We start from the raw sequence: 24624 nt of genomic DNA, 5'->3' as shown, positions 1-24624 counted from the left end.
GGTGGCCGGCAAGGCTCAGGCGCTGGTTTAGTCCGTGTAGCGACGGATCGCCGTCTGATCGATCCGGTCTGCGGACACGAGCTTATAGTGCCGCTCGTCGATTATTCGGATTTCGTCGTCCTGAAGCGTCAGCTCGAACAAGGCGACAACGCCCTCTTCCATGAACTGCGCCGAGATAGCCCGACAGCGTAGGCCGGGGAATTTCTGCTCGACGAAGCGAATGTCCTGAGTGGTCTGGACGATGCCGATCTGGTCTTTGCCGCCCTTCGCCTGAACCGGAATGACGTAGTGACAGCCTCGCTTGTCAATTCCGACGTAGAGTTCGTCGATCTCGATCTGGCCGATGCCGTTGACCGTCGTGCGGAGGTGGTTTTGCAGACTGTAGGTCGTCAGTCCGAGGAAGGTGTCGATTAGACGATTGTACCGCACGATGGCCAGCAGGGCCTGTTCGTCGTCCAGCGCATAGGCGCGGATGAGTTCTGGTGTTGCGTCCGGGATCAATACCCGAACGAGATCTGGTCGTGGCAGGATGCGTTGGGTTTTGACAAGCCGGAAGCGATATCCGGCTCGACCGGCCCCTTCTATGATCCAGTTCCGGCCTTCGGGCTGAGTGGCCTTGATACTGTCTGGGTAATCTATTCGATACCGCAGCGCATAGATGACGTCGCCCAAGTTCTTGGGCAGCTTGATGGCCAGCGCCGCAGCGACGGTCTCGATTTCCTTGCGTGCAAATTCGAACGCCGTGGTTCCCGGCTCGAAATGATCGAAGAATATCTTTTCGATCAGAAGTTTGTAGGTGTTCTCTCGGGGCGGAGCTTTAGCCATTCGAAATCCGTGCGAGGGTGTTCGCCTCTTCTATCTCGCTCTGCTTCCGTTTCCGAGCGCCGCTTTTCTGATCACGCCGCTGAGGTGTGAAGGTCTTGCCGAACAGCGCGGAAGCGTCCTTCATGCTGACCGAGACCAGCATCGGATCGCCCAGCTTGACCGAGTGTTCGGGGCGTCGAGCTTCGATGTCCATGGCGGCGATCAGCGAACTAGCTACCGCGCGTGCTAGAGGAGGCGGAACAGCATTCCCAACCTGTCTTGCCCCATGCCATTTGGTCTCGTGCAAACGGAACCAGTCGGGGAAACCATGCAGGCGTGCCATCTCGCGCACGGTGATGCAGCGTTCGTGTTTGTAGTGGATAGGCCTTGGACTGGTGAAGGCGCCACGGGCCGCGTCCGTACCGGCGCGAAGCGTGTTGGACACGCCGTCTGGCGGAAGGCGGAAGAAGCGGGAGATGGGCTCGACTGCGCCAGGAGCCGTGGTCGAGAAACGCCGTCGAGAGATTTCGGTGTGTTCAGTCCGCGCGCTGGATGTCAGGACGTTCGGTTCCCAGCATCGCACATATCCATAGTGCCAGCTCTCGGCGGTTCTGCAGCGCATCTCGGTCGCATATTCGCTCGGCGTGCTCCACGAACTTGTTGCGACGCTATCCGTCGTCATCAGGCGTTCGAACTTTTCCGCGTCGGGAAGATCGCCCAGGGCGTCCTTGCAACTGGGTCCTTCCGGCAGTTTTGAAGTCTTGGATCCTGCCGGACGAGTCGTGGCTTCAGGATAGCGGGGAAGCGGAAGGCCCTTCTTAGCACCCATAAGGATCAGGCGTTCGCGGTTCTGCGGGACGCCATAGTCGGCGGCGTTGAGCACCTTCCAACGTGTCTCCACCGCGTAGCCGGCGCCGACGAACTCGGCGATCAGTTCTTCGAGAAACGCGCGATGACGACCGACGGTGATCCCTTTGACGTTCTCGAACACGAAATAGGAGGCGTCCAACTCGCGGACGATCCGGACAAAATCGCGCACTAGGGCGTTTCTCGGATCGTCGAGCGCACGCTTGCCGATCATTGAGAAGCCCTGACAAGGCGCGCCGCCGAACACCACATCGACCTTGCGGTCGCCCAGGTTGGCGAGCTTGCGAATATCCTGCCCGGTCAGGTCCTGTACAGACCGGGCGATAACTGCCGCATCCGGGAAGTTGAACGCGTGGGCGGCAGCGTGGATCGGATCAATTTCCACCGCGGCGACGACGTCGAAACCGGCCTGCTCAAAGCCCAGGCTCATCCCGCCAACTCCGGCGAACAGATCGACTCCGATCGGACGATTCATGGGGGCTCCTTGCAGCGTGATTCAGCCAGCTTAACACCATTGTCGGCGCTGTCGATCGCCTTTTGTTCTTCAGATCGATTTCCGGTGGGCGGCGCATACGGGTTACGCAAACCCGAAGTTGAGCCAGTGCAACAGAGGCAATCATTAGGCGACGACGAGGCACAGATTGACCCGAAGCTTAGCCTCCTGCTTCCTTCTCCCCTTGCGGGAGAAGGTGGCCCGCAGGGCCGGATGAGGGGGGCGGTTTGGCGTGGATCGTCAGGGGCGGTGAAACCCCTCATCCGTCAGCCTTCGGCTGCCACCTTCTCCCGCAAGGGGAGAAGGAAGGGAGAAGGAAGCGGGAGGGGCCTACAGCCGCCCCTTCCTAAACGCCTCCGCCTTCTCCGCCGCCGCTTCCGCGCGCCACTTCTTCGGCGCCGACCGGTCCACCTCTTCCCCCGCCCCCGTCAGGGCCTCGTTGGCGAATTCCAGGTCCAGCAGCTTCATGCGCTTGATCTCGTCGCGCAGGCGGCCGGCTTCCTCGAACTCCAGGTTGGAGGCGGCCTCGCGCATGCGGCCTTCCAGGTCCTTGAGCGCGGCCTGGAAGTTTGAGCCGACGAAGGGTTTGGAGGCTTCGGCGACGCCGGGGCGGGTCAGGCGGTCCATCTCGCGGGACTCATAGGGGCTGTCCATCAGCTCCTTGATGTCGCGCTTGACGCTTTCGGGCGTGATGCCGTGTTCGGTGTTGTAGGCCATCTGGCGTTCGCGGCGGCGGTCAGTCTCAGCGATGGCGCGCTCCATACTGCCGGTCATGCGGTCGGCGTACAGGATGACGCGGCCGTCGATGTTGCGCGCGGCGCGGCCGATGGTCTGGATCAGCGACGTCTCGGAGCGCAGGAAGCCCTCCTTGTCCGCGTCCAGGATGGCGACCAGGCCGCACTCGGGGATGTCCAGCCCCTCGCGCAGCAGGTTGATGCCGATCAGGCAGTCGAACGAGCCCAGACGCAGGTCGCGCAGGATCTCGATCCGCTCCAGCGTGTCGACGTCGGAGTGCATATAGCGGACGCGGATCCCCTGTTCATGCATGTATTCGGTCAGGTCCTCGGCCATCTTCTTGGTCAGGGTGGTGACCAGGGAGCGGTAGCCGGCGCGGGTGGTGGCCTTGACCTCGTCGATGACGTCGTCGACCTGGTTGCGGGTCTGGCCGGAGACCGGGCGGATCTCGACGGGGGGGTCGATCAGGCCGGTGGGGCGGATGACCTGTTCGACGAAGACGCCGCCGGCCTGGTCCATCTCCCAGGCGCCGGGGGTGGCTGACACGTGAACGGTCTGGGGGCGCATGGCCTCCCATTCCTCGAACTTCAGCGGGCGGTTGTCGATGCAGGAGGGCAGGCGGAAGCCGTATTCGGCGAGGGTGGATTTGCGGCGGTAGTCGCCGCGGAACATGCCGTTGATCTGGCCGATGGTGACGTGGCTCTCGTCCACGAACAGCAGGGCGTTGTCGGGGATGTATTCGAAGAAGGTGGGCGGGGGCTCGCCGGGGGCGCGGCCGGTCAGCCAGCGGGAATAGTTCTCGATGCCGGCGCAGCTGCCGGTGGCCTCCATCATCTCCAGGTCGAAACGGGTGCGTTGCTCCAGGCGCTGGGCCTCGAGCAGTTTGCCGTTCTCGATCATCCAGTCCAGCGTCTCCTTCAGCTCGGCCTTGATGCCCTGGGTGGCCTGGTTCAGCGTGGGGCGCGGGGTCACATAGTGGCTGGCGGCGTAGACGGTGATCTCGGTCAGGTCGGCGGTCTTCTTGCCGGTCAGGGGGTCGAACTCCTGGATCGCCTCCAGCTCGTCGCCGAACAGGCTGATGCGCCAGGCGCGGTCCTCGAGGTGGACCGGGAAGATCTCGATGACGTCGCCGCGCTTGCGGAACATGCCGCGGTCGAAGTTCAGGTCGTTGCGCTTGTACTGCAGCGCGATCAGATCGGCCCGCAGCTTCGACTCGTCGATCTGGTCCCCCACCTTCAGGGTGAAGGTCATGGCCGTATAGGTCTCCACCGACCCGATGCCGTAGATGCAGGAGACGGAGGCGACGACGATCACATCCTCCCGCTCCAGGATCGCCCGCGTCGCCGAGTGTCGCATCCGGTCGATCTGCTCGTTTATCGACGAGTCCTTCTCGATATAGGTGTCGGTGCGGGGGACGTAGGCTTCGGGCTGGTAATAGTCGTAGTAGCTGACGAAATATTCGACGGCGTTGTCCGGGAAGAATGACTTGAACTCGGAATAGAGTTGCGCCGCCAGGGTCTTGTTGGGGGCCAGGATCAGGGCCGGGCGCTGGGTCTGTTCGATGACCTTGGCCATGGTGAAGGTCTTGCCCGAGCCGGTGACGCCCAGCAGCACCTGATCCCGGTCGCCCGCCTCGGCCTGGGCCACCAGTTCGGCGATGGCGGCGGGCTGGTCGCCGGCGGGGGTGTATTGGGTCTCGAGCCGGAAGCGCCCGCCCTTCTTCTTGCCCTCGTGCGAGGGGCGGTGGGGGATCCAGTCGGCAGGCGCGGCGACGGGCTCCTCCGGCGTCAGGCGCGGGCCGGCGACAGGGGCGAACATCGGCATTTTGCCCCCGTTCGCGGCTTGGTCGCGCTTGAAGGCGGCGGCGGCCTCGCGCACGCCGGGGTCGGGCGTATGGACGGGCTTGGCCGGCTTTGCGGCGGCGGGCTTCGGCGTCGAAGAACGGTTCATGAACAGAACTTAGTATGCGGCTCCGTGTGGCGCCATAGCGCCGGCGCAACGGCCTAGTTTCGCGCCGCCAGAGCTTAAAAGTGGCGAGAAAACGGCGTGATGTGGAAATATAATGCTCCGGCAAGCGGTGCAATGAAGCATTTTCGGCGCAATTTATCCTCCTTCTGGACGTTTATGCGACTTTTTAGTTGCGGTTCCTTTTCAGTGGGCTTAGGCCGGTCACATAGCGGATGCACTCTGTATATCGCCGATATATACCGACGATATGTAAGTATATCCGAGTATTGGATCAACTTAATCGTAAAGAGACGTATGCGTACTCGTAAGAACAACCTTCTTGCATCGACGATCGTCGGTGGAATAGCTGTCGCTTCGGTGGCGATGTTCGCTCCGTCCCTCGCTGCGGCGCAGGATGCAGCTGTCGCTCAGGCCGGTGAGTCGACCAGCATCGACGACATCGTCGTCATCGGTTCGCGCATCCGCCGCGACAACTACAACGCCCCGTCGCCGACCCAGGTGGTGACGCGCGAAGAAGCGACCCTGCAGGGCTTCGCCTCGACGACCGAGGCGCTGCAAAGCACGGCCGTCACCGGCGGCACCTCGCAGATCAACAACTCGTACGGCGGTTACGTCACCAATGGCGGGCCCGGCGCCAACACCATCGGCCTGCGCGGCATGAGCCCGAGCCGCACCCTGGTGCTGCTGAACGGCCGTCGCGTCTCGCCGGCCGGTTCGCGCGGTTCGGTCGGCGCGGCCGACCTGAACGTGCTGCCGACCGCCATCATCGACCGCGTCGAAGTGCTGCGCGACGGCGCCTCGTCGGTCTATGGCTCGGACGCCGTCGCCGGCGTGGTCAACATCCAGACCCGCAACAACTTCGAGGGCGTCACCTTCGAAGGCCAGCGCAACGAGCCGCTGGAGGCCAATGGCGCGGGCGGTTCGACCCGTCTTTCGCTGACGGCGGGCACGCGCGGCGACCGCTGGCGCGCCGCCGGTTCGGTCGAACGCTACGAGCGTGACGAACTGACCCTGCGCGACCGCGAGTTCACCCGTTGCCAGACCGACGGCTTCCGCAACGGCCAGGACTATATCGACCCGCTGACCGGCCAGTCAAAATGCTATCCGATCACCACGACCGGCTCGAACGGCGTGACGATCAACACCATCGCCACGGGCCTGACCACGGGCCAGGCTGCGACTGGCGCGTTCGGCACGACCTTCAACCGCTGGCGCCCGAACTCGGCCGTCACCACCGGCCTGGTTGGATTCGAAGGCGTCGGAGGCGGCGGCAACGACCTCAACGTCCGTGACACCTTCGAAGACCGGATGCTGAACGAGTCGCTGATCTCGCCGGTGGACATCACCACCCTGTACGGCGAAGTCGGCTACGACCTGCACGCGCTCGGCAACGCCGAGGTCTATGGCGAGGCCCTGTTCAACCAGCGCAAGTCGTCGCAGACCGGCTATCGCCAGTTGGCGCTGGACTACGCCGTCGGCAGTCCGCTGATCCCGGCCAACCTGCAAGACAGCGTCGCCTTCGGCGATCAGGGCCTGAACAAGGGCGAGAACGTCGGCGTGCGCGCCTTCATCGGCTTCGGCAACGACCATTCCGAACAGGAAGTGGACTTCGGCCGCTATGTCGCCGGCATCAAGGGCGATCTGTTCCTGCCGGAATGGCGCTATGACGCCTACGTCAGCTATTCGCGCTCCAAGTCGACCTACACCAGCGAACAGTTCCTGACCGATCGCCTGATCGAGTCGCTGGACGTGGTGGAAACGGCGCCGGGTCAGTTCCAGTGCGCCGAACTGGCCTCGAACCCGGGCTGCGTCGCGGCCCCGGCCGTGACGACCCAGACCATCGGCGGCGTCCTGCCGCAGGACTGGGTCGACTATGTCTTCCGTCCGGTGACCGGCACGACCGAGTTCATCGAGAAGGTGGTCAGCATCGGCATCGACGGCCCGCTGTTCAGCCTGCCCGCAGGCCAGGTCATGGGCTTCTTCGGCGCCGAATGGCGTGAGTCCGAGATCGACGACACCCCGGGCCTGGATAGCCAGCTGGGCAACACCTACAACTACTCGACCTCGGCCATCACGCGCGGCTCGGACTCGGTCAAGGAAGTGTTCGGCGAGATCGAAGCACCGATTCTGGTTGATCTGCCGGGCGTGCGCGAACTGACCCTGAACGGTTCGTTCCGCTACACCGACTATGACTCCTACGGCGACGACACGACCTACAAGGTCGGCCTGGTCTATCGTCCGATCGACTGGGTCACGGTTCGCGGCACCTACGGCACCTCGTACCGCGCCCCGGCGCTGTTCGAACAGTTCGTCGGCGCCACCACCGGCTTCCTGTCGAACACCAACGACCGCTGCAACAACTACGGCGCGCCGGGCGTGAACCCGAACCGGGTCGCCAACTGCACCGCTGAAGGCCTGGCGGACGACTTCCAGTCGACCACCAGCGTCGAAGTGATCACCGCAGGCGGCGCCGACGCCGGTCTGGCGGCCGAAACCTCGACCAATATGACCGTCGGTCTGGTCGTCCAGCCGCCGCTGCCCTCGGGCTGGGGCGATCTGGCCTTCGCGGTCGACTATTACGAGATCGAGGTCGAGAACGGCGTGTCGCGCACCGGCGCAGGCGAAATCCTGACCCGCTGCTATGACTCCAACCCGGAAGATTTCGCGGCCGACACCGGCTTCTGCCGTCTGGTCACGCGCGATGCTGCGGACAACAGCCTCACGGTCCGCGACAGCTACGTCAACCTGGCTACGGACAACGTGAAGGGGCTGGATTACACCGTCCGTTATCGCAAGGACGTCGGCCCGGGCACGGCGCTGTTCAACCTGGCGATCACCCAGTACACGGAAATCTCGAACAAGCTGTTCGCCGAAGATCCGCTGGAAGACTACACCGGCATGATCGACAATCCGGAGTTCACCGGAACGGCCGACGTCTCCTATGCCTGGGACAAGTGGCGCGTGCGCTACGGCGTCGAATGGATCCAGGGCACCGACAGCTACGCCTACTATGAGGAAGATCCGGTCACGTCGGACTACGACCTCGCGACCGACGACTACTGGCTGCACAACGCCTCGGTCCAGTATGCGTCCGACGGCTGGACCGCCACGCTCGGCGTCCGCAACCTGTTGAACGACAACCCGCCGACCATCTCGTCGGGCGTGTACAACCGGGTCGGCAACGCCCCGCTGTACTCGGGCTACGACTATCTGGGCCGTACGGCCTTCGTGAACCTGACCAAGTCCTTCTAAGGGCGACGTCGGTCCTAACGGACGGGGCGGCGGACTTCGGTCCGCCGCCTTTTTCGTGTTCGCTTGACTCGCTCACACAGTATGCCTCATACACTGTGTGTCGCACACTATGCGGCACGTCGGTTGGAGCGGGGCTGTTGAGCCAGGATGAGGAACTGCTGTTCGAGAGCCTGCGGCTGGAGCTGCGGCGGGGGTCGTTGATCCTGGCGGTGCTGGCGAGCTTGCGGCGCGAGCAATACGGCTATTCGCTGCGGGTCGCGCTGGGCGAGGCGGGGGTCGAGATGGAGGAGAGCACCCTCTATCCGCTGCTGCGCCGGCTGGAGAGCCAGGGGCTGCTGGACAGCGAATGGCGCGAGGAGGAGCGGCGCAAGAAGCGGTTCTACCGCCTGTCGCCGCGCGGGGAGGCCATGCTGGCGCGACTGGCGGCCGAATGGCGGGGCCTGTCGGCCTCGCTGGAGAAGATGCTGTGAACATCGGGAAAGAGGGAGAGCGTGGGATGGACCTGGTTGAATCCTATCTGAAGGCCGTGGCGGCCCAGCTGCCGAAGACGACGCGCGACGACATCGTCGCCGAGCTACGTGACGAGATCATGGGGCGGCTCGAGGCGCTGGAAGAGCGGCTGGGCCGGACGCCGAGCGACGACGAGGTCGAGGCCCTGCTGCGCGAGGTGGGCCATCCATTGACGGTGGCGGCGCGCTATCGGTCGGGGCCGCAGGCGTTGATCGGGCCGGAGTTGTATCCGTGGTGGCTGTTCGCAGTGAAGACGGCGCTGCTGGTGATGGTTTGCGTCACCCTGATCGGACTGGCGGCGCGGGTGCTGGCCGGCGACATCTATGCCGGTCAGGCCATAGGTCAGAGCTTCGCCAGCCTGTTCAGCGGGGCTGTGTCGGTGATCGGGGTGGTGACCCTGATCGGCTTCGTGCTGGAGCGGCAGGAGAAGAAGCCTGATTTCATCTCCAAATGGCGGGTCAAGGACCTGGGCCTGTTCGAACTGGGCGGCGACATAGACGCCGAGACCTGGGGCGAGCGGCTGGCGCGCGGCGGGGCGGCGACGCGCGCCGGGTCGGTCAAGTCAGGCCGCGCGGTCCGAAAGAGCGCCGAGATGTCGCCCGTGGCGCGGGCGGTGGCCAGCGCCATCGGCTGGGGCGTGCTGCTGCTGTGGTGGACCGGCCTCTTGCCGATGGCCTCGATCCGACCGGAGGAACTGGCCGGCGTGGTGGACGGCGTCGACTATGGCCGCATCCTGGCCCAGGTCGTCGACGCGGCCTACTGGCCCGTGACCCTGTTCGTGGTGGCGCGGATCCTGTTCGACCTGACGCGGGCGGCGTCGGGGGGGAATGTGCGGCTGACGGCTCTGGGCGACATGGCCTTCGGCGCCGCGGCGGCCTGGGGCGTGGCGTGGCTGTGGTTCTGGTCATCTCTGAGCCCGGTGATCTGGGTCGGGACGGTGACGGAGTTCGCCGAACGGGCGCGGGCGCTGTTCCATCGCTCGGCGGAGGACGGCGGCGGGTTGGCGGCGATCCTGATGATCGTCGTGGTCTGGGCCTTCCTGGCCGAGATATGGCGGATCCTTCAGGCGGGGGGGCGACTGGTCGTCGGCCGTTAACGGACGCCGACGTGGATGGGTTGAACCTCCGGCCGTTTCCACCGTTGCTGCTCATCGGCGGCGCTGGGCGGCCGGGGGCGAGATTTCCGAGTGACTTTACAACAGGGTTTGGCCTTCGGCCTGGTCGGCCTGACCGTGGCGGCCTTCGTCTGGGGGCGGTTCCGGTATGATCTGGTGGCCCTGGCCGCGCTGGTGGCCGGCCTGGCCGTCGGGGTGATCCCGGCCGAGGACGCCTTTTCCGGCTTTTCCAACGATGTGACGGTGATCATCGCCGCCGCCCTGGTGGTGTCGGCGGCCTTCGCCAAGTCCGGCATCGTCGAGATGGCGCTGAAGCGGATCATGCCGCACCTGAAGACCGAACGGTCCCAGGCGCCGGTGCTGACCGTGGCCGTCACCCTGTTGTCGATGGTGACGAAGAACGTCGGCGCCCTGGCCATCATGATGCCGGTGGCGCTTCAGATCAGTCGGCGGACCGGCACCAAACAGTCGCGTCTGCTGATGCCCATGGCCTTCGGCGCCATGGCCGGTGGGATGGTGACCCTGGTCGGCACCTCGCCCAACATCCTGGTCGCCGAGGTGCGCCAGGACATGATCGGCGAACCGTTCCGCATGTTCGACTATGCGCCGGTCGGCCTTGTCCTGACCGGGGTGGCCCTGGCCTTCCTGGCCTTCGGCTATCGACTGCTGCCCAAGGACCGGACGGGGACGCTGGGGCTGGCGGCGGCCCTGTCGGCCAACGCCTATCTGACGGAGGCGCAGGTCCCGGACGACTGGAGCCTGGAGCCCCGCCCCATCAAGGCCCTGGTCGGCCTGGCGCCCGACGAGGTGCAGGTCATGGCCCTGATCCGCGACGGCAAGCGCAAGGCCAGACCGCGCAGCAACACCATCGTCAGGCCCGGGGACACCCTGCTGATCAAGGGCGACCAGGAGGCGCTGGAGGGGTTCATCGACGTCACCAAGCTGAAGCTGGTGCGGGGCGACCGGCCGGTGCTGCTGGAAGAGGCCAAGGACGAGGTCAGCCTGGCCGAGGCGGTGATCGGCGCGGATTCGCCGCTGACCGGACAGTCGGTGCGGTCGCTGGACCTGTACGGCCAGCACGGGCTGAACCTGCTGGGCGTCTCGCGCAGCGGCTATGAGCTGACGCAACATCTGCGCACCGCCAAGCTGCAGGCGGGCGACGTGCTTTTGCTGCAGGGGTCGGAGGCGGGCCTGCCGGGACGGCTGGCGTCCCTGGGTCTGTTGCCGCTGGCGGAGCGCGAGATGCGGCTGGGCGGACAGAGACGCAAATTCCTGCCTGCCGTGGTGCTGGCGACCGCCATGATCATGGTCGGCTTCGGCCTGATCCCCGTGTCCATCGGCTTCTTCGGCGCGGCGGTGGTGATCGTCGCCCTGGGGGGGCTGAAGATGCGCGAGGCCTATGCGGCGCTGGACGGCCCGCTGCTGGTGCTGATCGCCGCCCTGATCCCCGTTTCGGACGCCATCCAGCAGACCGGCGGGGCGGACCTTGTCGCCGGCGGACTGAAGTCGGTGTTCCAGGGCATTCCGCCCGTGGCGGCGGTGGCGGGCATGATGTTCGCCGCCATGGCGGTCACGCCCTTCCTGAACAACGCCGCGACGGTTCTGGTGGTGGCGCCGATCGCGGCCACCCTGGCCCAGCAGCTGGGGTATCGACCCGATCCCTTCCTGATGGCGGTGGCGGTCGGGGCGGCGTGCGACTTCCTGACGCCCATCGGGCACCAGTGCAATACGCTGGTGATGGGGCCTGGCGGCTACAAGTTCTCGGACTATCCCAAGCTGGGCGCGCCGCTGAGCCTGCTGGTGCTGATCATAGGCCCCCCGACCATCCTGCTGTTCTGGCCCATGTGAGCGGCCCGGTCCACGCGTGGGACCGGGCCCTCAGGATCAGGCGGCGCGGCCGGCCGGCGCCGCGACATCGCACTGCAAACGGCCCTCGACGTTGCGGATCGGCGCGCCGTGGCAGGACCGCACGCTGAGGGTCGAGGACACCGACCGGCCGTTGTCGGCGATACAGCGGGCGCGGAGGCGATCGCCATTCAGGGAAATGCCGCGGCAGGTCTCACGATAGCTGCCGACCGGCAGGGCGCGGCCCGAAAACGACGGTTTCGCGCCAGGGTGATCCTGGGCGCCGGCGGTGAAGACGACCAGGGTCGCGCCAGCCGCCAAGGCGGCTGCGGAGGAAATAATTAGACGGATCAAGGCGTAGCTCCCGTTTTTATACTCGTGCCTCTGCGGGCGGCATCAAGGTTATGTCGGTCCTGTGACGGTGGGAACCCCTGTCGTTCCACCCCTTTCCCGAGGCCGGATCATGGATGTCCGAAAACCGCGAGACATCGCCGGACTGAACGCCCATCCTGCGGCCCATGAAACAGACGCTGGATCAGGAGGCCTGCTGGAGAGCCCTGGGAGCGCGGGATGCGCGGTTCGACGGGCGGTTCTTCACGGGCGTGACCTCGACCGGGATCTATTGTCGGCCGGTCTGTCCGGCGCGGACGCCTAGGCGCGAGAATGTGGTGTTTCATCCCACGGCGGCGTCGGCGGAGGCGGCGGGGTTTCGCGCCTGCCTGCGCTGCCGGCCCGAGACGGCGCCTGAGATGGGGGCGTGGCGGGGGACGTCGAACACCGTCAGTCGGGCCCTGGCCCTGATCGAGGCGGGGGCGCTGGACGGCGGGGATGCGGAGGCCTTGGCGGCGCGGCTGGGGGTGGGGGAGCGGCATCTGCGGCGGCTGTTCCGCCAGCATCTGGGCGCGGCGCCGGTCAGCGTGGCCCAGACGCGGCGCGTTCTGCTGGCCAAACAGCTGATCCACGAGACCGACCTGTCGATGGCCGAGGTGGCGATGGGCTCGGGTTTCGGCAGCGTGAGACGGTTCAACGAGACGTTTCAGGCTCTGTACGGGCGGCCTCCATCGGAGCTGCGGCGGCGCAAGGGAGAGGGCGAAGGCGGGGGGGCGGTGAAGCTGGGCCTAGCCTATCGACCGCCCTATGACTGGCCCGCGATGATGTTGGCTTTGGCGGCGCGCGCCGCGCCGGACGAGAGCGTGGTGGACGGGGTCTGGCGGCGGCGGCTTCGGGGCGCGACGGATGGGACGGAGGGCGAGGTTTCCGTTCGGGCTGGGGCCCAGGGCAAGGCGGCGGTGGAGGCGCGGGTGGAAGAGCTGAAAGCCCTGCCCGGCGTGCTGGCGCGGGTGCGGAGGGTGTTTGACCTGGCCGCTGATCCCGAGGCGATCCGGCGGGACCTGTCGGCGGATCCGGACCTGCGCGCGGCGCTCGAGGCCTGGCCGGGACTGAGGCCGGCGGGCGACTGGATCGACGCCGGGGAGGATGCGCCCAGCGATCGGCTGGCGGATGCGGCCCTGGCGGCGCGGGCCGAACGGTGGCGGCCGTGGCGGGCCTATGGGGCGCTGTACTGGAACACGAAGGAGACGGGCGATGCCTAGACAGTCGATGACCTTGACCCTGGATCGGATCGGCTCGCCGGTGGGCGAGGTGCTGGTGGCGACCGACGGCGAGGGGGCGGTGCGGGCGCTGGACTTCCACGATTACGAAGAGCGGATGCGGCGGCTGTTGCGGCTTCATTATGGCCCGGTCGAACTGGTCGAGGGGCGGGCGCCGGAGGCGGTGCGCACGGCGGTGGAGGCCTATTTCGGCGGTGATCTGGCGGCGTTCGACGGGGTGACGGTGAAGACCGGCGGGACCGTGTTCCAGCAGGCGGTGTGGGCGGCTCTGCGGACCATTCCGGCGGGCGAGACGCGCAGCTATGGGCAGCTGGCGGCGGCGATCGGGTCGCCCAAAGCGGTGCGGGCGGTGGGCTTGGCCAATGGCTCCAACCCGGTCGGGGTGATCGTGCCTTGCCACAGGGTGATCGGGGCGAACGGGACCCTGACCGGCTATGCGGGCGGGCTGGAGCGGAAGCGTTGGCTGCTGGCGCACGAGGCCGGCGGCCGGCTGCTCTGATCGGCGAGGCAACGGCATCGGTCCCCGACCGTTACCCAAGTCCACAGACCGAAAGAGTATCGACGATGAAACTATCCAATGGCGCGCTGGTAGCGGTGGTCGACGGCGAGAAGCTGGCCCTGTTCAAGAACACCCATGGGCAGGAGATCCGGCTGACGGCCCTGGAAACGCCGGAGATCGAGGATCGGGTCTCGGGGTCGGCGGGGCGGCGCTCCAGCGAGGCCAATCCGGACAATGATACTCAGGCCGAGGACGGGTTCGCGATGGGCGTGGCCGAGGTGCTGAACAAATGGTCCGTGACCAACAAGATCGACGAGCTGCTGGTCATTGCCGCCCCCAAGACCTTGGGCGAGCTGCGCAAGCACTGGCACAAGGATCTGCAGGGCAAGCTGGCGGGCGAAATCGCCAAGGACCTGACGGGGCACAGCACCGATCAGATCGCGGCGGCTATAGAAAAAGCCTGATTTATTAGGTGGTTAGTTGAAGGGGGCGGCCGGCGACGGTCGCCCTTTTCCGTGGTTCAGGCGCCGTCCAGGAACAGGCGGCAGGCGGGGTTGGCGGTTTCGTCGACATAGGGGTAGCCCAGGTCGGCGAGGGCGGCGGACAGCTGGGCCTGTTCTTCGGGGGGGACGCTGACGCCGGCCAGCACCCGGCCGACGTCGTCGCCGTGGTTGCGATAGTGGAACAGGGTCAGGGCCCAGGCGGGCTGGAGGCTGTTTAGGAAGCGCAGGAAGGCGCCCGGCCGTTCGGGGAACTGGAAGCGCAGGATGCGTTCGTGGGGCAGGCCGACGGTGCGGCCGCCGACCATGTAGCGGACGTGGAGTTTGGCGGTCTCGTTGTCGCTCATGTCCTCGACCGCGTAGCCGCCGGAGCGGAGGGTTGCGATCAGGTCGTCGCGCTCGTGCGGGCCGTTGCGCAGGGCGACGCCGACGAAGATCTGGGCCGCGCCGTCGCCGGACCAGCGGTAGTTGAACTCGGTCACGGAGCGACCGTCCAGGCTGTCGAGGAAGCGGCGGTAGTCGTCGCGGTCATCCTTCATCGCCACGGCCAGCAGGGCCTCGGCGCCCTCGCCGATCTCGGCCCGTTCGGCGACATGACGCAGCCGGTCGAAGTTCAGGTTGGCGCCCGAGTTGACGGCGATCAGCGTCCCCGCGCCGGGATGGGCGGCGGCCCAGGCCTTGAGGCCCGCCAGCGCCACGGCGCCCGAGGGTTCGGCGATGGCGCGGCTGTCGTCGAAGATGTCCTTGATGGCGGCGCAAATGGCGTCGGTGTCCACCAGGACGATCTCGTCCAGCAGGTCCTTGCACAGGCGGAAGGTGTGATCCCCGGCGCGGCGTACGGCGACCCCGTCGGCGAACAGGCCGACTTCGTTCAGGGTCACGACCTCGCCGGCGTCGATGGCGGCCTTCATGGTGGGGGCGTCGACCGGCTCGACCCCGATGACGCGGGTGTCGGGCCGCAGGAACTTCACGATGGCGGCGACGCCGGCGGCCAGACCGCCGCCGCCGATGGGCACGAAGACGGCCTCGATGGGGTCGGCGTGCTGGCGGGCGATCTCAAGTCCCACAGTGCCCTGACCGGCGATGACCTCGGGATCGTCGAAAGGGTGGATGAAGGCCGCGCCGGTCTGGCTCTCCAGATGGCGGGCGTGGGCGTAGGCCTCGTCGAAACTGTCGCCGTGCAGGACCACTTCGCCGCCCAGGGCGCGGACGGCGGCGACCTTGATGCCGGGGGTGGTGGTGGGCATGACGATGGTGGCGGGGATGTTGCGGCGGGCGGCGGCCAGGGCCACGCCCTGGGCGTGATTGCCGGCCGAGGCGCAGATCACGCCCTTTGACAGTTCGGCCTGCGACAGCCCGGCGATCTTGTTGTAGGCGCCGCGAATCTTGAACGAAAACACCGGCTGCAGGTCTTCGCGCTTCAGCAGCACGGGGCGGTCCAGCCGCGCCGACAGGCGACGCAGCGGATCGAGGGGCGTTTCCTCCGCCACGTCATAGACGCGGGCGGTGAGGATGCGGCGGATGGTGTCTTGCATTCAAATGTCGCGAAGTCGGTGGGTTTTGGAATGAAGTGGGCTGTCGTCTAGGCGAAGTCCCGAGGATTGGGAACGGTTCTTGCTGCATGGCGTGGCGGTAAATTCATACGACAAACCGCCAAACCGCCAATATACGCCACACGAACCGCATGTTTGGGGGCTTCGAGAGGTCCGTGGCGGCAAGGCGGTTTTCTCCATGAGGACGACTATAAAGGCGGCCCAAACCAGGTCGCGGAAGTCGCTCTCAGAATTCGGCAAGGCGTTGAAGTTGCAGGGTGGCAAGCAGCGACATTGTGCGCGATGGGCGGCTGAACCTGCCAAAGGAGGACCGCGTCAGGAGCGGGCGCCGGCAAGAGCCTCTTGACGCGCCGTGTAACCTGCGGGTTATATGTCACCTGTAGGTGACGTGAGGCCTTGATGGAAGATCAGGAAAGACGAGATCTGCGGGCGCGGGAGCGGAGGCGCACGCAGCGCCTGGCGATCTGCGCCGGTCTGGGCGGCGGTGGACTGGCCTTGCTGGTCATCGGCCTTCTGGTCATGGAGGAGTGGCCGGCAGATCCAGAGATGGGGCGTCTGATCGGCGGCGTGACGATGGCGGCGGGCATCGCCGCCATGATTGCGAGCGCCTTTTTCGCGCGGCGTTTCCTGCCGAATGGAGACACCGACAAGCTACAGATTGGCTCCGCCTATCGCGACAGGGTGCAGCGGCAGCGGGCTCATTCCATGGCCTTCATGCCGATCACCGGCGCCTATCTCACCTTCATGTCGGTCAAGGCCGGTTGGGGCTTGGCGTCGGGTACGCCGGGTGGCCTGGATTATCTAATGGTCGTGATGGGGCCCATGATCGCCGGCGCCATGCTGTTGATGGTGGCTGGGCTGGATAATCCGCGCGACAAGCGGATGAAGCGGCTGCTTGAGGACGAACTGACGCTGTCATTCCGGCACAGGGCGCTGGCTACGGCCCTGGGCGTCGCAGCCGTCGGGATGGTCGGCGTTTTTGCACTGGGGCTCTGGCGGCCGGCTGCGGCGGTCGCGGCCTTGCCGGCCCTGCTGTATCTGACCGGCACGGCGGCGGTGTTGCGCTATTATCTTTTGGATCGCGAGGCCGAGCGTGGGTGAGGCGGATTGGAATGCGGAGCGCATCGCTCTGTCGAGAACGCGGGCGCGGGCGCGGTTGAAGCGTATGAAGCGCGAAGGCTTCCTGCTCGGGGGGCTGGCCTTGGCCGCCTTCGGGTTGATGATCGTAGCGGCGCAACTGAAGGGATCCGCGCTGTTGTCGATGGCGGCGTTCGGGTTGGGTCTGGCTGTTTTGGGTCTGACCGTGGTCTTGGCGTTCGATCTTTGGGGCCGGCGCGAAGCAGATCGTGAGGCCGTGGCGGGCGGGTTGGACAGGGACCAGGCTCAAAGCGCCGAGGCCCTGGGCCTGGTCTTTTTGGCAGCGCTTGGTCTGCTTTATACGGCTTTCGGTGTGGACGCGGCCTGGCGGATTGCGTCCGGCGTGGGCGACCTCGATGATCTGTGGCGCGCTTTGTTCGCCCTGGCCTTTCCGTTGGTCGTCATGACGTCGATCATGAGCAACAAGACGGTGGAGAGGCGCGCTGGCGCGCTGGCCAAGCCGGCAGACGAACTGACGGTCCATTTCAGGCAGGGCGCCCTGAAGTGGTCGATGGCGATGGCTGGGCTTTCAGCGTTGGCTCTCTATCTCGCCGGTCTTTTTCAGCCTCCCCTGACGGTCGCGGGAATGCCGGTCGTGTTCCAGGCGGCGGCGATGACTGCGGCGCTACGGTTCTGGTGGCTGGATCGGCAGGCGTCGCGTGGCTGAACTTCGGCTGGTCGTGCGGTTGAAGGAGGTTCGGACCTCCGCCGGTCTGACGCAGCAGGAGCTGGCCGACCGGGCCAGGCTGTCGCGCAAGACGGTGAACACCATCGAGAACCGCGTCTTCACCCCGTCCGTGGTGGTGGCCCTGACCCTGGCGAAGGCTCTGGATGTTCCGTTGGGCGATCTGTTCGAACTGATCGACTGAATAATCCGCTTGCGTGCGGCCTTCATCGGCCTACATTGGTTGTGCTTATGCTAACTTTGAGCATAAGGGTCGATAGGAGAGGCTCATGGCGGACGGCGCCTTTGGTCTGACGAAGGAACTGGAGCGGGAGACCGCCGGGGTGTGGGCGAAGGTCAAGGACCACGTCACGCCGCTGGAGTGGCCCGAACAGGCGCGGCTGATCAGCGAGATCAACCGGCTGAAGCGCGAGCGCGACGCCGTGATCCTGGCCCACAACTATATGACGCCCGAGATCTTCCACGGGGTCGGCGACTATGTCGGCGACAGCCTGGGCCTGGCCAAGGAGGCCGCGCGGTCGGATGCGAAGGTGATCGTCCAGGCGGGCGTGCACTTCATGGCCGAGACCTCGAAAATTCTGAGCCCGGAAAAGACGGTGCTGATCCCCGACCTGCGGGCGGGATGCTCGCTGGCGTCGTCGATCACGGGGGCGGACGTGCGGCTGATCAAGTCGCGCTATCCGGGGCTGCCGGTCGTGACCTATGTGAACACCACGGCCGATGTGAAGGCCGAGACCGACATCTGCTGCACCAGCGCCAACGCCGTTCAGGTGGTCGAATGGGCGGCCAGGGAATGGGGCGTGGATCGGGTCATCCTGATCCCCGACGAATATCTGGCGCGCAATGTCGCGGCCCAGACGACGGTCGGTATCATCGCCTGGAAGGGCCGCTGCGAGGTGCATGAACGGTTCACGGTGGACGACATCGCCGAGATGCGCGCCGCCTATCCGGGCGCCGAGATTCTGGCCCACCCCGAATGCCCGGAAGACGTGCTGGCGGCGGCGGACTTCGCCGGTTCGACGGCGGCCATGACCGACTATGTCGAGGCGCGTCGGCCCAAACAGGTGGTGATGATCACCGAATGTTCGATGGCCTCGAACGTCGCCGGCGACGTGCCGGGGGTGCAGTTCATCGGGCCGTGCAACCTGTGCCCGCACATGAAACGGATCACGCTGCAGAACATCCACGATTGCTTGCTGCACATGCAGTTCGAGGTGACGGCGCCGGAGGCGATGATCGAGCGCGGGCGCATGGCCGTGCAGCGGATGATCGACCTGCCGCCGCCGGCGGTCCCGGCCCGCTACGATCTGGTCAAGGCGCGGCATCACGTCGATGTGGAGCTGATCTGAGGCGCGGCGTTCGGTCCCCTCGCCGGGAGCGTGCGCGACGCCCATCTGGACGCCATGAACAACACAGACACACCCGCCCGCACACCCGACCGCACGCCGGGTCCTTGGGACATCAAGCCTGAGGAGGTCGCCGTTCGTGAGGCGCAGGTCCAGCCCGCCTTCGAGGAGCCGGTCGAGAAGGACCAGAGCCTGGTCTGGGCCCTGCTGTCCACGGCCCTGATGGCCGGCTTCCTGTGGTGGATCACGGGCAGCGCCATTGTGGCGGGGGCGGTTCTGATCGGCTTGTTCGTCCATGAGGCGGGGCACGCCCTGGTGATGAACAGGCTCGGCATGGGCCCGGCGCGGATCTACATCATTCCCTTCCTGGGCGGGCTGGCCAAGGCGCGGCGGGCGGCGAAGAGCGAGTGGGACGGGGTTCTGGTGTCGCTGGCAGGGCCGGCGTTCGGGCTATTGGCCATGATCCCCTTCGTCGGGGTGTGGTCGGCGACAGGGCAGGGGGAGTGGCTGATGGGGGCCTTCTTCATCGCCATGCTGAACCTGGTGAACCTGGTCCCCGCGCCGCCGCTGGACGGATCCAAGGCCCTGGGGCCGGTGCTGACGCGGGTGCATCCGCGACTGGAGCAGATCGTGCTGCTGGCGATCGGCGCCGCGGTGCTGTGGTGGAGTATTGCGATGGGGCGTCCTATCCTCGCGGTGTTTTTGGGCCTTTCCCTGTTCCAGCATTTCCGGCGCGGCGTGTGGCGCGCGGCCTGGGGCACGCTGAGCTGGCCTGAGGCGGGCAAGAGCCTGGCGCTTTATCTGCTGACCCTGGCCGTCTGTGCGGCGGCGGCGGTCGGCGCCCTGATGCCCATGGTCGAAGGCGATCCCGCGAGCGCGGTGCGCCTGGGCCTGAACACGCTTGGAGTGCGGTGATGAACCGAACGCGACATGACGGGCCTCTGATCGTCGGCGCGGGTCTGGCGGGGCTGTCGGCCGCGCTGGAGGCGGCGCGGGCGGGGGCGAAGGTTCTGGTGGCGACGCCGGAGCCCTTGCTGAACGCCTGTTCCTCGGCCTGGGCCCAGGGCGGGATGGCGGCGGCGCTGACGGCTGTGGATTCGGCCGAACTGCACGCGAAGGACACCGAGGCGGCGGGCGCGGGCCTGGTCGAGCCGGGCGCGGCCCAGGCCCTGACCGAGGCCGGGCGCGAGACGGTGGAATGGCTGGCGGCCCAGGGCGCGCCGTTCGACCGGGACGCGGACGGGGGTTTCGTCGTCAGTCTGGAGGCGGCCCATTCCGTGCCGCGCGTGGCGCGGGTCGGCGGCGACGGGGCGGGGCGGGCCATCCTGTCGGCCGTGGTCGCGGCGGTGCGGGCCGAGAAGCTGATCGAGGTCTGGGACGACGCGCGGCTGAAGGGGTTGGTGCAGGACGCCGACGGCCGGGTGGTCGGGGCGGTGGTCGAACGCGGCGGCCGGCTGGTCGAGGTCACGGCGACGGCGGTGGTGCTGGCGACCGGCGGGGCGGGCGGATTGTTCGGCGCGACAACGACCCCGGCGGCGCTGAAGGGCGAGGGGATGGCCCTGGCGGCCCGGGCCGGGGCGGAGATCCTGGATCCCGAATTCGTGCAGTTTCACCCCACGGCCATAGACGTGGGTCTGGATCCGGCGCCCCTGGCGACCGAGGCTTTGCGGGGCGAGGGGGCGCGACTGATCGACGGGCAGGGTCGGTTCCTGCTGGGGGCTGAGGACGACGCCGACCTGAAGCCGCGCGACGTGGTGGCGCGGGCGGTGCATGCGGCGCGGATCGACGGGCGGGGCGCCTTTCTGGATGCGCGCACGGCCATAGGCGAGGCGTTTCCGCATGAGTTTCCCGCCGTCTTCGCCGCCTGTATGCGCAGCGGCCTGGACCCGCGCCTCAGCCCGATCCCGGTGATGGCGGCCTGCCACTATCACATGGGCGGGATCGCCGCCGATGCGGACGGTCGCACGACGGTCGCGGGCCTGTATGCGGTCGGGGAATGTGCGGCGACGGGGGTGCATGGCGCCAACCGGCTGGCGTCCAACTCCCTGCTCGAGGCGGCGGCCTTTGGACGACGCGCCGGGCGGGCGGTCGCGGGCGAGGCGAGCGGCGGGCGGGCCTTGCCGGTCGAGACGGCGCCGGACCTGCCCGAGGGGGGCCTGGCCGAGCTGAGGGCGGGGATGACGGATCATGCGGGGGTGGTGCGGACTGCGGAGGGCCTGGCGGGGCTGATCGCCCTGATCGACCGGCTGGAGGCCCGGCACGGGGCGGCGGCCGCCCTGGGGGCGGCGCGGCTGATCGTCCAGGGCGCGCTGGATCGGCGCGAGAGCCGGGGCGGCCACTATCGGGCGGATTATCCGCAGACGAACGCGGTGGCGGACCATACGCGGGTGCGGATGGCGCGGGTCGTGGCGCTGGAGGCGGCGGAATGAGCCGGGTGCTGCCCGATGTGATGATAGAGCCGGTCGTGCGGATGGCCCTGGCCGAGGATCTGGGCCGGGCCGGCGATATGACCGCCATGGCCTGTATTCCCGCCGATGCCCGGATGAAGGCGGCCTTCGTGGCGCGCAAGCCCGGAGTTCTGGCCGGGATCGACTGTGTGCGGCTGGCGGTGCTGGCCATGGATCCCAAGGCCTCGGTCGATGTGCGGCTCAAAGATGGGGCGGCCTTCGACAAGGGGGCGGTGCTGGCGGTGGTCGAGGCCGACGCGCGGGCGTTTCTGTCGGCCGAGCGGACGGCGTTGAACCTGATCGGGCGGCTGAGCGGCGTGGCGACCCTGACGCGGACCTATGTTCAGGCGGTGGGCGGGACAAAGGCGCGGATCGCCGATACGCGCAAGACCACGCCGGGCCTGCGGGCGCTGGAGAAACATGCGGTGGCGTGCGGCGGGGGGATCAACCATCGCTTCGGCCTGGATGACGCCATCCTGATCAAGGACAACCATGTCGCCGTCTGCGGCGGGGTGGCCGAGGCCGTGCGCCGGGCCAGGGCCTTTGCGCCCCATCTGATGAAGGTCGAGGTCGAGGTGGACGGGCTGGATCAGTTGGACGCCGTGCTGGACCTGATCGCCGAGGGCGTGGCGCCGGACGTGGTCATGCTGGACAATTTCAGACTGGCGGACCTGAGGACCGCCGTGGCGCGGGTGGCCGGGCGCATCACGCTGGAGGCGTCGGGCGGGGTCGATCTGACCACCGTGCGCGCGATCGCCGAGACCGGTGTGGACGTGATCTCGGTCGGCGCCCTGACCCATTCGGCCCCGGTGCTGGATATCGGCCTGGACGCGCTGTGACCAGGCCGATCGGCTGATCAGGCAGGCTTGGCGGCGCCGGCGGCGTCAGGCTTGCCCGACACGGCGACCGATGCGGGGGCCGGGGTCGAGACGGGGCGCACGGCCGTTCTGGCGGGCGGCTGGGTCGCCGCCGGGGCGCGGGGCGCGGGCGCCTCGGCCGGGGCCTGGGCGGGGGGTTCCGAGGCCGACAGGCCTTCCTGGGCCAGAACCAGCGAATAGGCGACGGCCTGCCCGGCCTGACGCGCGGCCTCGACCGGGTTCAGACCCGCCTGGATCAGGCGCGGCTGATCGTCGGCCGCAGAGGGACGGGCGGCGTAGGTGAAGGCTGCGCTGGAGCCGGAACGACCGCCGAAGCGATAGAAGAGGTGGCTGCCGACCTGGTTCACCCGGATCAGCGAATTACGCCACACCGGCGCGACGCCGGTGGTGTGGAAATGGGTGGCGTTGCCGACGCCGGCGTAGACCGAACCCGACAGGGCGCCCGAGGCCACGGTCCGGGCGCGGTTCCAGGCGGTCTGGTTCACCCGGCCGCGCATCGCGCCGTTGCAGGTGAAGGAGAATTGGCAACCGGTCCGGCGCGCGGCGCCCTGATAGACGACGCCGCAGATCGATTTTGGGAAGGCCGGGTGCCGCACGCGGTTCAGAACCACCTGAGCTACGGCCTGCATCCCGTCGCGGCCTTCGCCGCGGGCTTCGTAATAGACCACCTGGGTCAGGCAATCGAGGTCGCGGCTGGCGTCCAGCGCGTGATCCATGCGGAAGGGCTTGGCGCCGACGGCTGTGGTCAGATTGGCGCGACGCAGCTTCGGATCGCGGTTGTCGCCCAACTGATCCAGGCGGGCGGCCAGAAGTTCGGCCTGGCGGTCGCGCTGGGCGGACCCGGCGCTGGTATAGGGATCGTGTCGGCGAGCGATCGACAGGGCGCTGGCGTCCAGGCCGCCGGCGGCGGCCGACAGGGCTTCTTCGGTGAAACCGGCGGCGGTGGCGCCCTGAATCCGTTCGGCCTGGGCGTGCAGCGTCGTCGCGCGCGCCATGGTCCCGCCCAGATAGGCGCCGCCGATCACCAGTCCCACCAGACCGCCAAAGGCCGCTGCGGCCGTCATGGGCTTGATCTTCGCCACACGATCGGCGCGCGAAACGGCGCGCGTCTGCGAGGAATGCGACAACGAGTTAATCCTGTTCAGCAGGGCGAGAAACGCTGCCCCCGGGTAGTTTCGCCTGCGGGGCGACTCTGACGGTCGCGTTCCGGCCTGCGATCGACGCACGGCGCACTGGGCCACGTCATCGACGACGGGGCTGTATAGTGAAGTTTGTGACCTGAATGTGGCTGATTCGCAAGCGTGCGGTTAAGGGTCCGAAAGGATTAGGTATTTTTACTGTAACGCCAAGCTGCAGCGACAATCCGCAACGGATCCCGGTAGTCTAGAGAGCGAATACTGTATTGTATTTCGTCAAATCTTTCGCGCTTGTCGTCACAATCCACGATGTCAGCTAAAAGGTCGGGCGACGGCTGTTTATCGCGTCTGTTCGAACCGTATTCGCAACTTGGCCGCCGGAAGGGAACCGGGAGGAGGGCGCGGCGTTCAAGCTCCACCTTTGGAGGAAGTCCTATGCTGCGCATTATCGTCACGACCTCGTTGGCCGCCGGAGCCCTGGCGCTGGCCGCCTGCGGAACCACCATCGAACAGAAGGCCGCGAGCGGCGCGGTCGCCGGCGCCGTAGTCGGCGGACCTGTGGGCGCCGCCGTCGGCGGCGCGGCCGGAACCGTCGTCGGACAGGCCCAAAAACCGAACTAGGCGAGGATGCGCCCTTGTTCCGGCCGGGGCGCGACCTATCTGCATCACTGGCCGGACGATGCGGGCAATCCGCACGTCAAACCGACGGTCAGTCCGATTTCGCGCCGGCGAACCTTGCTTTTGGCGCGCGTATCGGCTTTGTGCGCCCCGCTTCGGGACGTGCTTTTTCCTCGCCGCCCGACCCCCGATGGCCGCCCCTGGCCGATCACAAGGAACCCTGACGCTTTCGCATGAAAGATCTGAAGACCGGATTTACCGACCGCCTGACCGCCCAGCAGGAAGCCAAAAAGGCCCTGCTCGCCAAATTCAAGCCGAAGGCCGCCGCCCCCGACCCCGAATTCGAACGCCTGGCTGAAAAGCGCGCCGCTGAAAAGGAAGCCCTGCGCCAGCAGCACGAGCTGGCCAAGGCCGAACAGCGCCGTGAAAAGGCCGAGAAGGACGCTGCCCGCATGGCCGCCGAACTCGCGGCCCAGGAGGAGATCGACGCCGAGAAACGCGCCGATCGCAAGGCGCGCAAGCAATTGACCAAGGAAGAGCAGAAGGCCAAGCGGGACGCCCGTTACGCCGCTCGCAAGGCGCGCCGCTAGGCGCCAGGCCTCTTCATCGAGAACCGGCGCGTCGCGG

The 24624-nt window shown here is 67.0% G+C and carries 22 protein-coding genes; 16 read left to right on the top strand and 6 right to left on the bottom strand.

The window, feature by feature from the left end; all coding sequences use genetic code 11:
• Positions 1–27 precede the first annotated feature (27 nt).
• The 3 genes from ACVPT3_RS12990 to uvrB form a co-directional block, all read right to left on the bottom strand.
• Entirely contained in the window at positions 28–825 is a 798-nt protein-coding gene (locus ACVPT3_RS12990; protein WP_492041291.1) for a hypothetical protein, read from the bottom strand.
• On the bottom strand, positions 818–2146 hold the full coding sequence (locus ACVPT3_RS12985; RefSeq protein ID WP_492041290.1) for a DNA cytosine methyltransferase: 1329 nt from the start codon (positions 2144–2146) through the stop codon (positions 818–820). Before ACVPT3_RS12985 ends, ACVPT3_RS12990 begins: the two co-directional genes overlap by 8 nt.
• Positions 2147–2494: 348 nt before the next feature.
• A complete protein-coding gene (gene uvrB, locus ACVPT3_RS12980; RefSeq protein ID WP_492041289.1) occupies positions 2495–4849 on the bottom strand; it encodes an excinuclease ABC subunit UvrB in 2355 nt (784 codons plus the stop codon).
• 312 nt (positions 4850–5161) lie between these two features.
• Here uvrB and ACVPT3_RS12975 point away from each other — a divergent pair, with 312 nt between their 5' ends.
• The 4 genes from ACVPT3_RS12975 to ACVPT3_RS12960 all read left to right on the top strand — a co-directional run bounded on the left by ACVPT3_RS12975 (position 5162) and on the right by ACVPT3_RS12960 (position 11591).
• A complete protein-coding gene (locus tag ACVPT3_RS12975) occupies positions 5162–8119 on the top strand; it encodes a TonB-dependent receptor domain-containing protein (protein WP_492041288.1) in 2958 nt (985 codons plus the stop codon).
• 137 nt (positions 8120–8256) lie between these two features.
• Positions 8257–8589: a PadR family transcriptional regulator gene (locus tag ACVPT3_RS12970; RefSeq protein ID WP_287927767.1), complete on the top strand. Its 333-nt coding sequence runs from the start codon at positions 8257–8259 to the stop codon at positions 8587–8589.
• Between the two features lie 26 nt (positions 8590–8615).
• Positions 8616–9725: an HAAS signaling domain-containing protein gene (locus ACVPT3_RS12965; RefSeq protein ID WP_492041287.1), complete on the top strand. Its 1110-nt coding sequence runs from the start codon at positions 8616–8618 to the stop codon at positions 9723–9725.
• Between the two features lie 90 nt (positions 9726–9815).
• Entirely contained in the window at positions 9816–11591 is a 1776-nt protein-coding gene (locus tag ACVPT3_RS12960; protein WP_492041286.1) for an SLC13 family permease, read from the top strand.
• Between the two features lie 36 nt (positions 11592–11627).
• Here ACVPT3_RS12960 and ACVPT3_RS12955 read toward each other — a convergent pair whose 3' ends face one another.
• The gene (locus ACVPT3_RS12955; RefSeq protein ID WP_492041285.1) at positions 11628–11942 is read right to left on the bottom strand and encodes a hypothetical protein; all 315 of its coding nucleotides are present in this window, start codon (positions 11940–11942) and stop codon (positions 11628–11630) included.
• A 164-nt stretch (positions 11943–12106) separates the two neighbouring features.
• Here ACVPT3_RS12955 and ACVPT3_RS12950 point away from each other — a divergent pair, with 164 nt between their 5' ends.
• From ACVPT3_RS12950 to ACVPT3_RS12940, 3 genes are all read left to right on the top strand, one after another.
• On the top strand, positions 12107–13180 hold the full coding sequence (locus ACVPT3_RS12950) for a bifunctional transcriptional activator/DNA repair enzyme AdaA (protein ID WP_492041284.1): 1074 nt from the start codon (positions 12107–12109) through the stop codon (positions 13178–13180).
• 7 nt (positions 13181–13187) lie between these two features.
• Entirely contained in the window at positions 13188–13697 is a 510-nt protein-coding gene (locus tag ACVPT3_RS12945; protein ID WP_492041283.1) for a methylated-DNA--[protein]-cysteine S-methyltransferase, read from the top strand.
• Between the two features lie 65 nt (positions 13698–13762).
• Entirely contained in the window at positions 13763–14161 is a 399-nt protein-coding gene (locus tag ACVPT3_RS12940) for a host attachment family protein (protein ID WP_492041282.1), read from the top strand.
• A gap of 56 nt (positions 14162–14217) precedes the next feature.
• Here ACVPT3_RS12940 and ilvA read toward each other — a convergent pair whose 3' ends face one another.
• Positions 14218–15732 (bottom strand): threonine ammonia-lyase, biosynthetic, encoded by a 1515-nt coding sequence (gene ilvA / locus ACVPT3_RS12935; protein ID WP_492041281.1) that lies wholly within the window; start codon positions 15730–15732, stop codon positions 14218–14220.
• A gap of 513 nt (positions 15733–16245) precedes the next feature.
• On the opposite strand from ilvA, the gene ACVPT3_RS12930 reads away from it, so the two are divergent.
• From ACVPT3_RS12930 to nadC, 7 genes are all read left to right on the top strand, one after another.
• The gene (locus ACVPT3_RS12930) at positions 16246–16851 is read left to right on the top strand and encodes a hypothetical protein (RefSeq protein ID WP_492041280.1); all 606 of its coding nucleotides are present in this window, start codon (positions 16246–16248) and stop codon (positions 16849–16851) included.
• A 64-nt stretch (positions 16852–16915) separates the two neighbouring features.
• Positions 16916–17554, top strand: a complete 639-nt coding sequence (locus ACVPT3_RS12925) for a hypothetical protein (protein ID WP_492041279.1) — start codon at positions 16916–16918, stop codon at positions 17552–17554.
• Complete coding sequence (locus ACVPT3_RS12920) at positions 17547–17756, top strand: helix-turn-helix transcriptional regulator (protein WP_492041278.1); 210 nt, start codon at positions 17547–17549, stop codon at positions 17754–17756. The genes ACVPT3_RS12925 and ACVPT3_RS12920 overlap by 8 nt, the downstream gene beginning before the upstream one ends.
• Positions 17757–17841: 85 nt before the next feature.
• The gene (gene nadA / locus ACVPT3_RS12915) at positions 17842–18921 is read left to right on the top strand and encodes a quinolinate synthase NadA (RefSeq protein WP_492041277.1); all 1080 of its coding nucleotides are present in this window, start codon (positions 17842–17844) and stop codon (positions 18919–18921) included.
• 54 nt (positions 18922–18975) lie between these two features.
• The gene (locus tag ACVPT3_RS12910) at positions 18976–19833 is read left to right on the top strand and encodes a metalloprotease (RefSeq protein WP_492041276.1); all 858 of its coding nucleotides are present in this window, start codon (positions 18976–18978) and stop codon (positions 19831–19833) included.
• Positions 19833–21347 (top strand): L-aspartate oxidase, encoded by a 1515-nt coding sequence (locus tag ACVPT3_RS12905; protein WP_492041275.1) that lies wholly within the window; start codon positions 19833–19835, stop codon positions 21345–21347. The genes ACVPT3_RS12910 and ACVPT3_RS12905 overlap by 1 nt, the downstream gene beginning before the upstream one ends.
• Positions 21344–22204 carry a carboxylating nicotinate-nucleotide diphosphorylase gene (gene nadC, locus ACVPT3_RS12900; protein ID WP_492041274.1) on the top strand — a complete coding sequence of 287 codons (861 nt, stop codon included), beginning with the start codon at positions 21344–21346 and terminating at the stop codon, positions 22202–22204. The genes ACVPT3_RS12905 and nadC overlap by 4 nt, the downstream gene beginning before the upstream one ends.
• Positions 22205–22221: 17 nt before the next feature.
• Here nadC and ACVPT3_RS12895 read toward each other — a convergent pair whose 3' ends face one another.
• The gene (locus ACVPT3_RS12895) at positions 22222–23370 is read right to left on the bottom strand and encodes a cell wall hydrolase (protein WP_492041273.1); all 1149 of its coding nucleotides are present in this window, start codon (positions 23368–23370) and stop codon (positions 22222–22224) included.
• A 444-nt stretch (positions 23371–23814) separates the two neighbouring features.
• Between ACVPT3_RS12895 and ACVPT3_RS12890 the strand changes: the two genes are divergently transcribed.
• Together ACVPT3_RS12890 and ACVPT3_RS12885 are read left to right on the top strand one after the other, a co-directional pair.
• Positions 23815–24000 carry a hypothetical protein gene (locus tag ACVPT3_RS12890; protein ID WP_492041272.1) on the top strand — a complete coding sequence of 62 codons (186 nt, stop codon included), beginning with the start codon at positions 23815–23817 and terminating at the stop codon, positions 23998–24000.
• Positions 24001–24230: 230 nt separating this feature from the next.
• Positions 24231–24587, top strand: a complete 357-nt coding sequence (locus ACVPT3_RS12885; protein ID WP_492041271.1) for a DUF6481 family protein — start codon at positions 24231–24233, stop codon at positions 24585–24587.
• Positions 24588–24624: the final 37 nt, after the last annotated feature.

The sequence above is a fragment of the Brevundimonas sp. FV1ps31S genome (genome assembly GCF_058681265.1).
Note: the sequence above shows the minus strand (reverse complement) of the source record. Positions and strands in the feature narration are given on the sequence as shown.

Excerpts from the sequence above, each read along its gene's own strand:
- ACVPT3_RS12990 (WP_492041291.1), bottom strand. The coding sequence starts at position 825 with ATGGCTAAAGCTCCGCCCCGAGAGAACACCTACAAACTTCTGATCGAA.
- ACVPT3_RS12985 (WP_492041290.1), bottom strand. The coding sequence starts at position 2,146 with ATGAATCGTCCGATCGGAGTCGATCTGTTCGCCGGAGTTGGCGGGATG.
- uvrB (WP_492041289.1), bottom strand. The coding sequence starts at position 4,849 with ATGAACCGTTCTTCGACGCCGAAGCCCGCCGCCGCAAAGCCGGCCAAG.
- ACVPT3_RS12975 (WP_492041288.1), top strand. The coding sequence starts at position 5,162 with ATGCGTACTCGTAAGAACAACCTTCTTGCATCGACGATCGTCGGTGGA.
- ACVPT3_RS12965 (WP_492041287.1), top strand. The coding sequence starts at position 8,616 with ATGGACCTGGTTGAATCCTATCTGAAGGCCGTGGCGGCCCAGCTGCCG.
- ACVPT3_RS12950 (WP_492041284.1), top strand. The coding sequence starts at position 12,107 with ATGAAACAGACGCTGGATCAGGAGGCCTGCTGGAGAGCCCTGGGAGCG.
- ACVPT3_RS12945 (WP_492041283.1), top strand. The coding sequence starts at position 13,188 with ATGACCTTGACCCTGGATCGGATCGGCTCGCCGGTGGGCGAGGTGCTG.
- ACVPT3_RS12940 (WP_492041282.1), top strand. The coding sequence starts at position 13,763 with ATGAAACTATCCAATGGCGCGCTGGTAGCGGTGGTCGACGGCGAGAAG.
- ilvA (WP_492041281.1), bottom strand. The coding sequence starts at position 15,732 with ATGCAAGACACCATCCGCCGCATCCTCACCGCCCGCGTCTATGACGTG.
- ACVPT3_RS12925 (WP_492041279.1), top strand. The coding sequence starts at position 16,916 with ATGAAGCGCGAAGGCTTCCTGCTCGGGGGGCTGGCCTTGGCCGCCTTC.
- nadA (WP_492041277.1), top strand. The coding sequence starts at position 17,842 with ATGGCGGACGGCGCCTTTGGTCTGACGAAGGAACTGGAGCGGGAGACC.
- ACVPT3_RS12910 (WP_492041276.1), top strand. The coding sequence starts at position 18,976 with ATGAACAACACAGACACACCCGCCCGCACACCCGACCGCACGCCGGGT.
- ACVPT3_RS12905 (WP_492041275.1), top strand. The coding sequence starts at position 19,833 with ATGAACCGAACGCGACATGACGGGCCTCTGATCGTCGGCGCGGGTCTG.
- nadC (WP_492041274.1), top strand. The coding sequence starts at position 21,344 with ATGAGCCGGGTGCTGCCCGATGTGATGATAGAGCCGGTCGTGCGGATG.
- ACVPT3_RS12890 (WP_492041272.1), top strand. The coding sequence starts at position 23,815 with ATGCTGCGCATTATCGTCACGACCTCGTTGGCCGCCGGAGCCCTGGCG.
- ACVPT3_RS12885 (WP_492041271.1), top strand. The coding sequence starts at position 24,231 with ATGAAAGATCTGAAGACCGGATTTACCGACCGCCTGACCGCCCAGCAG.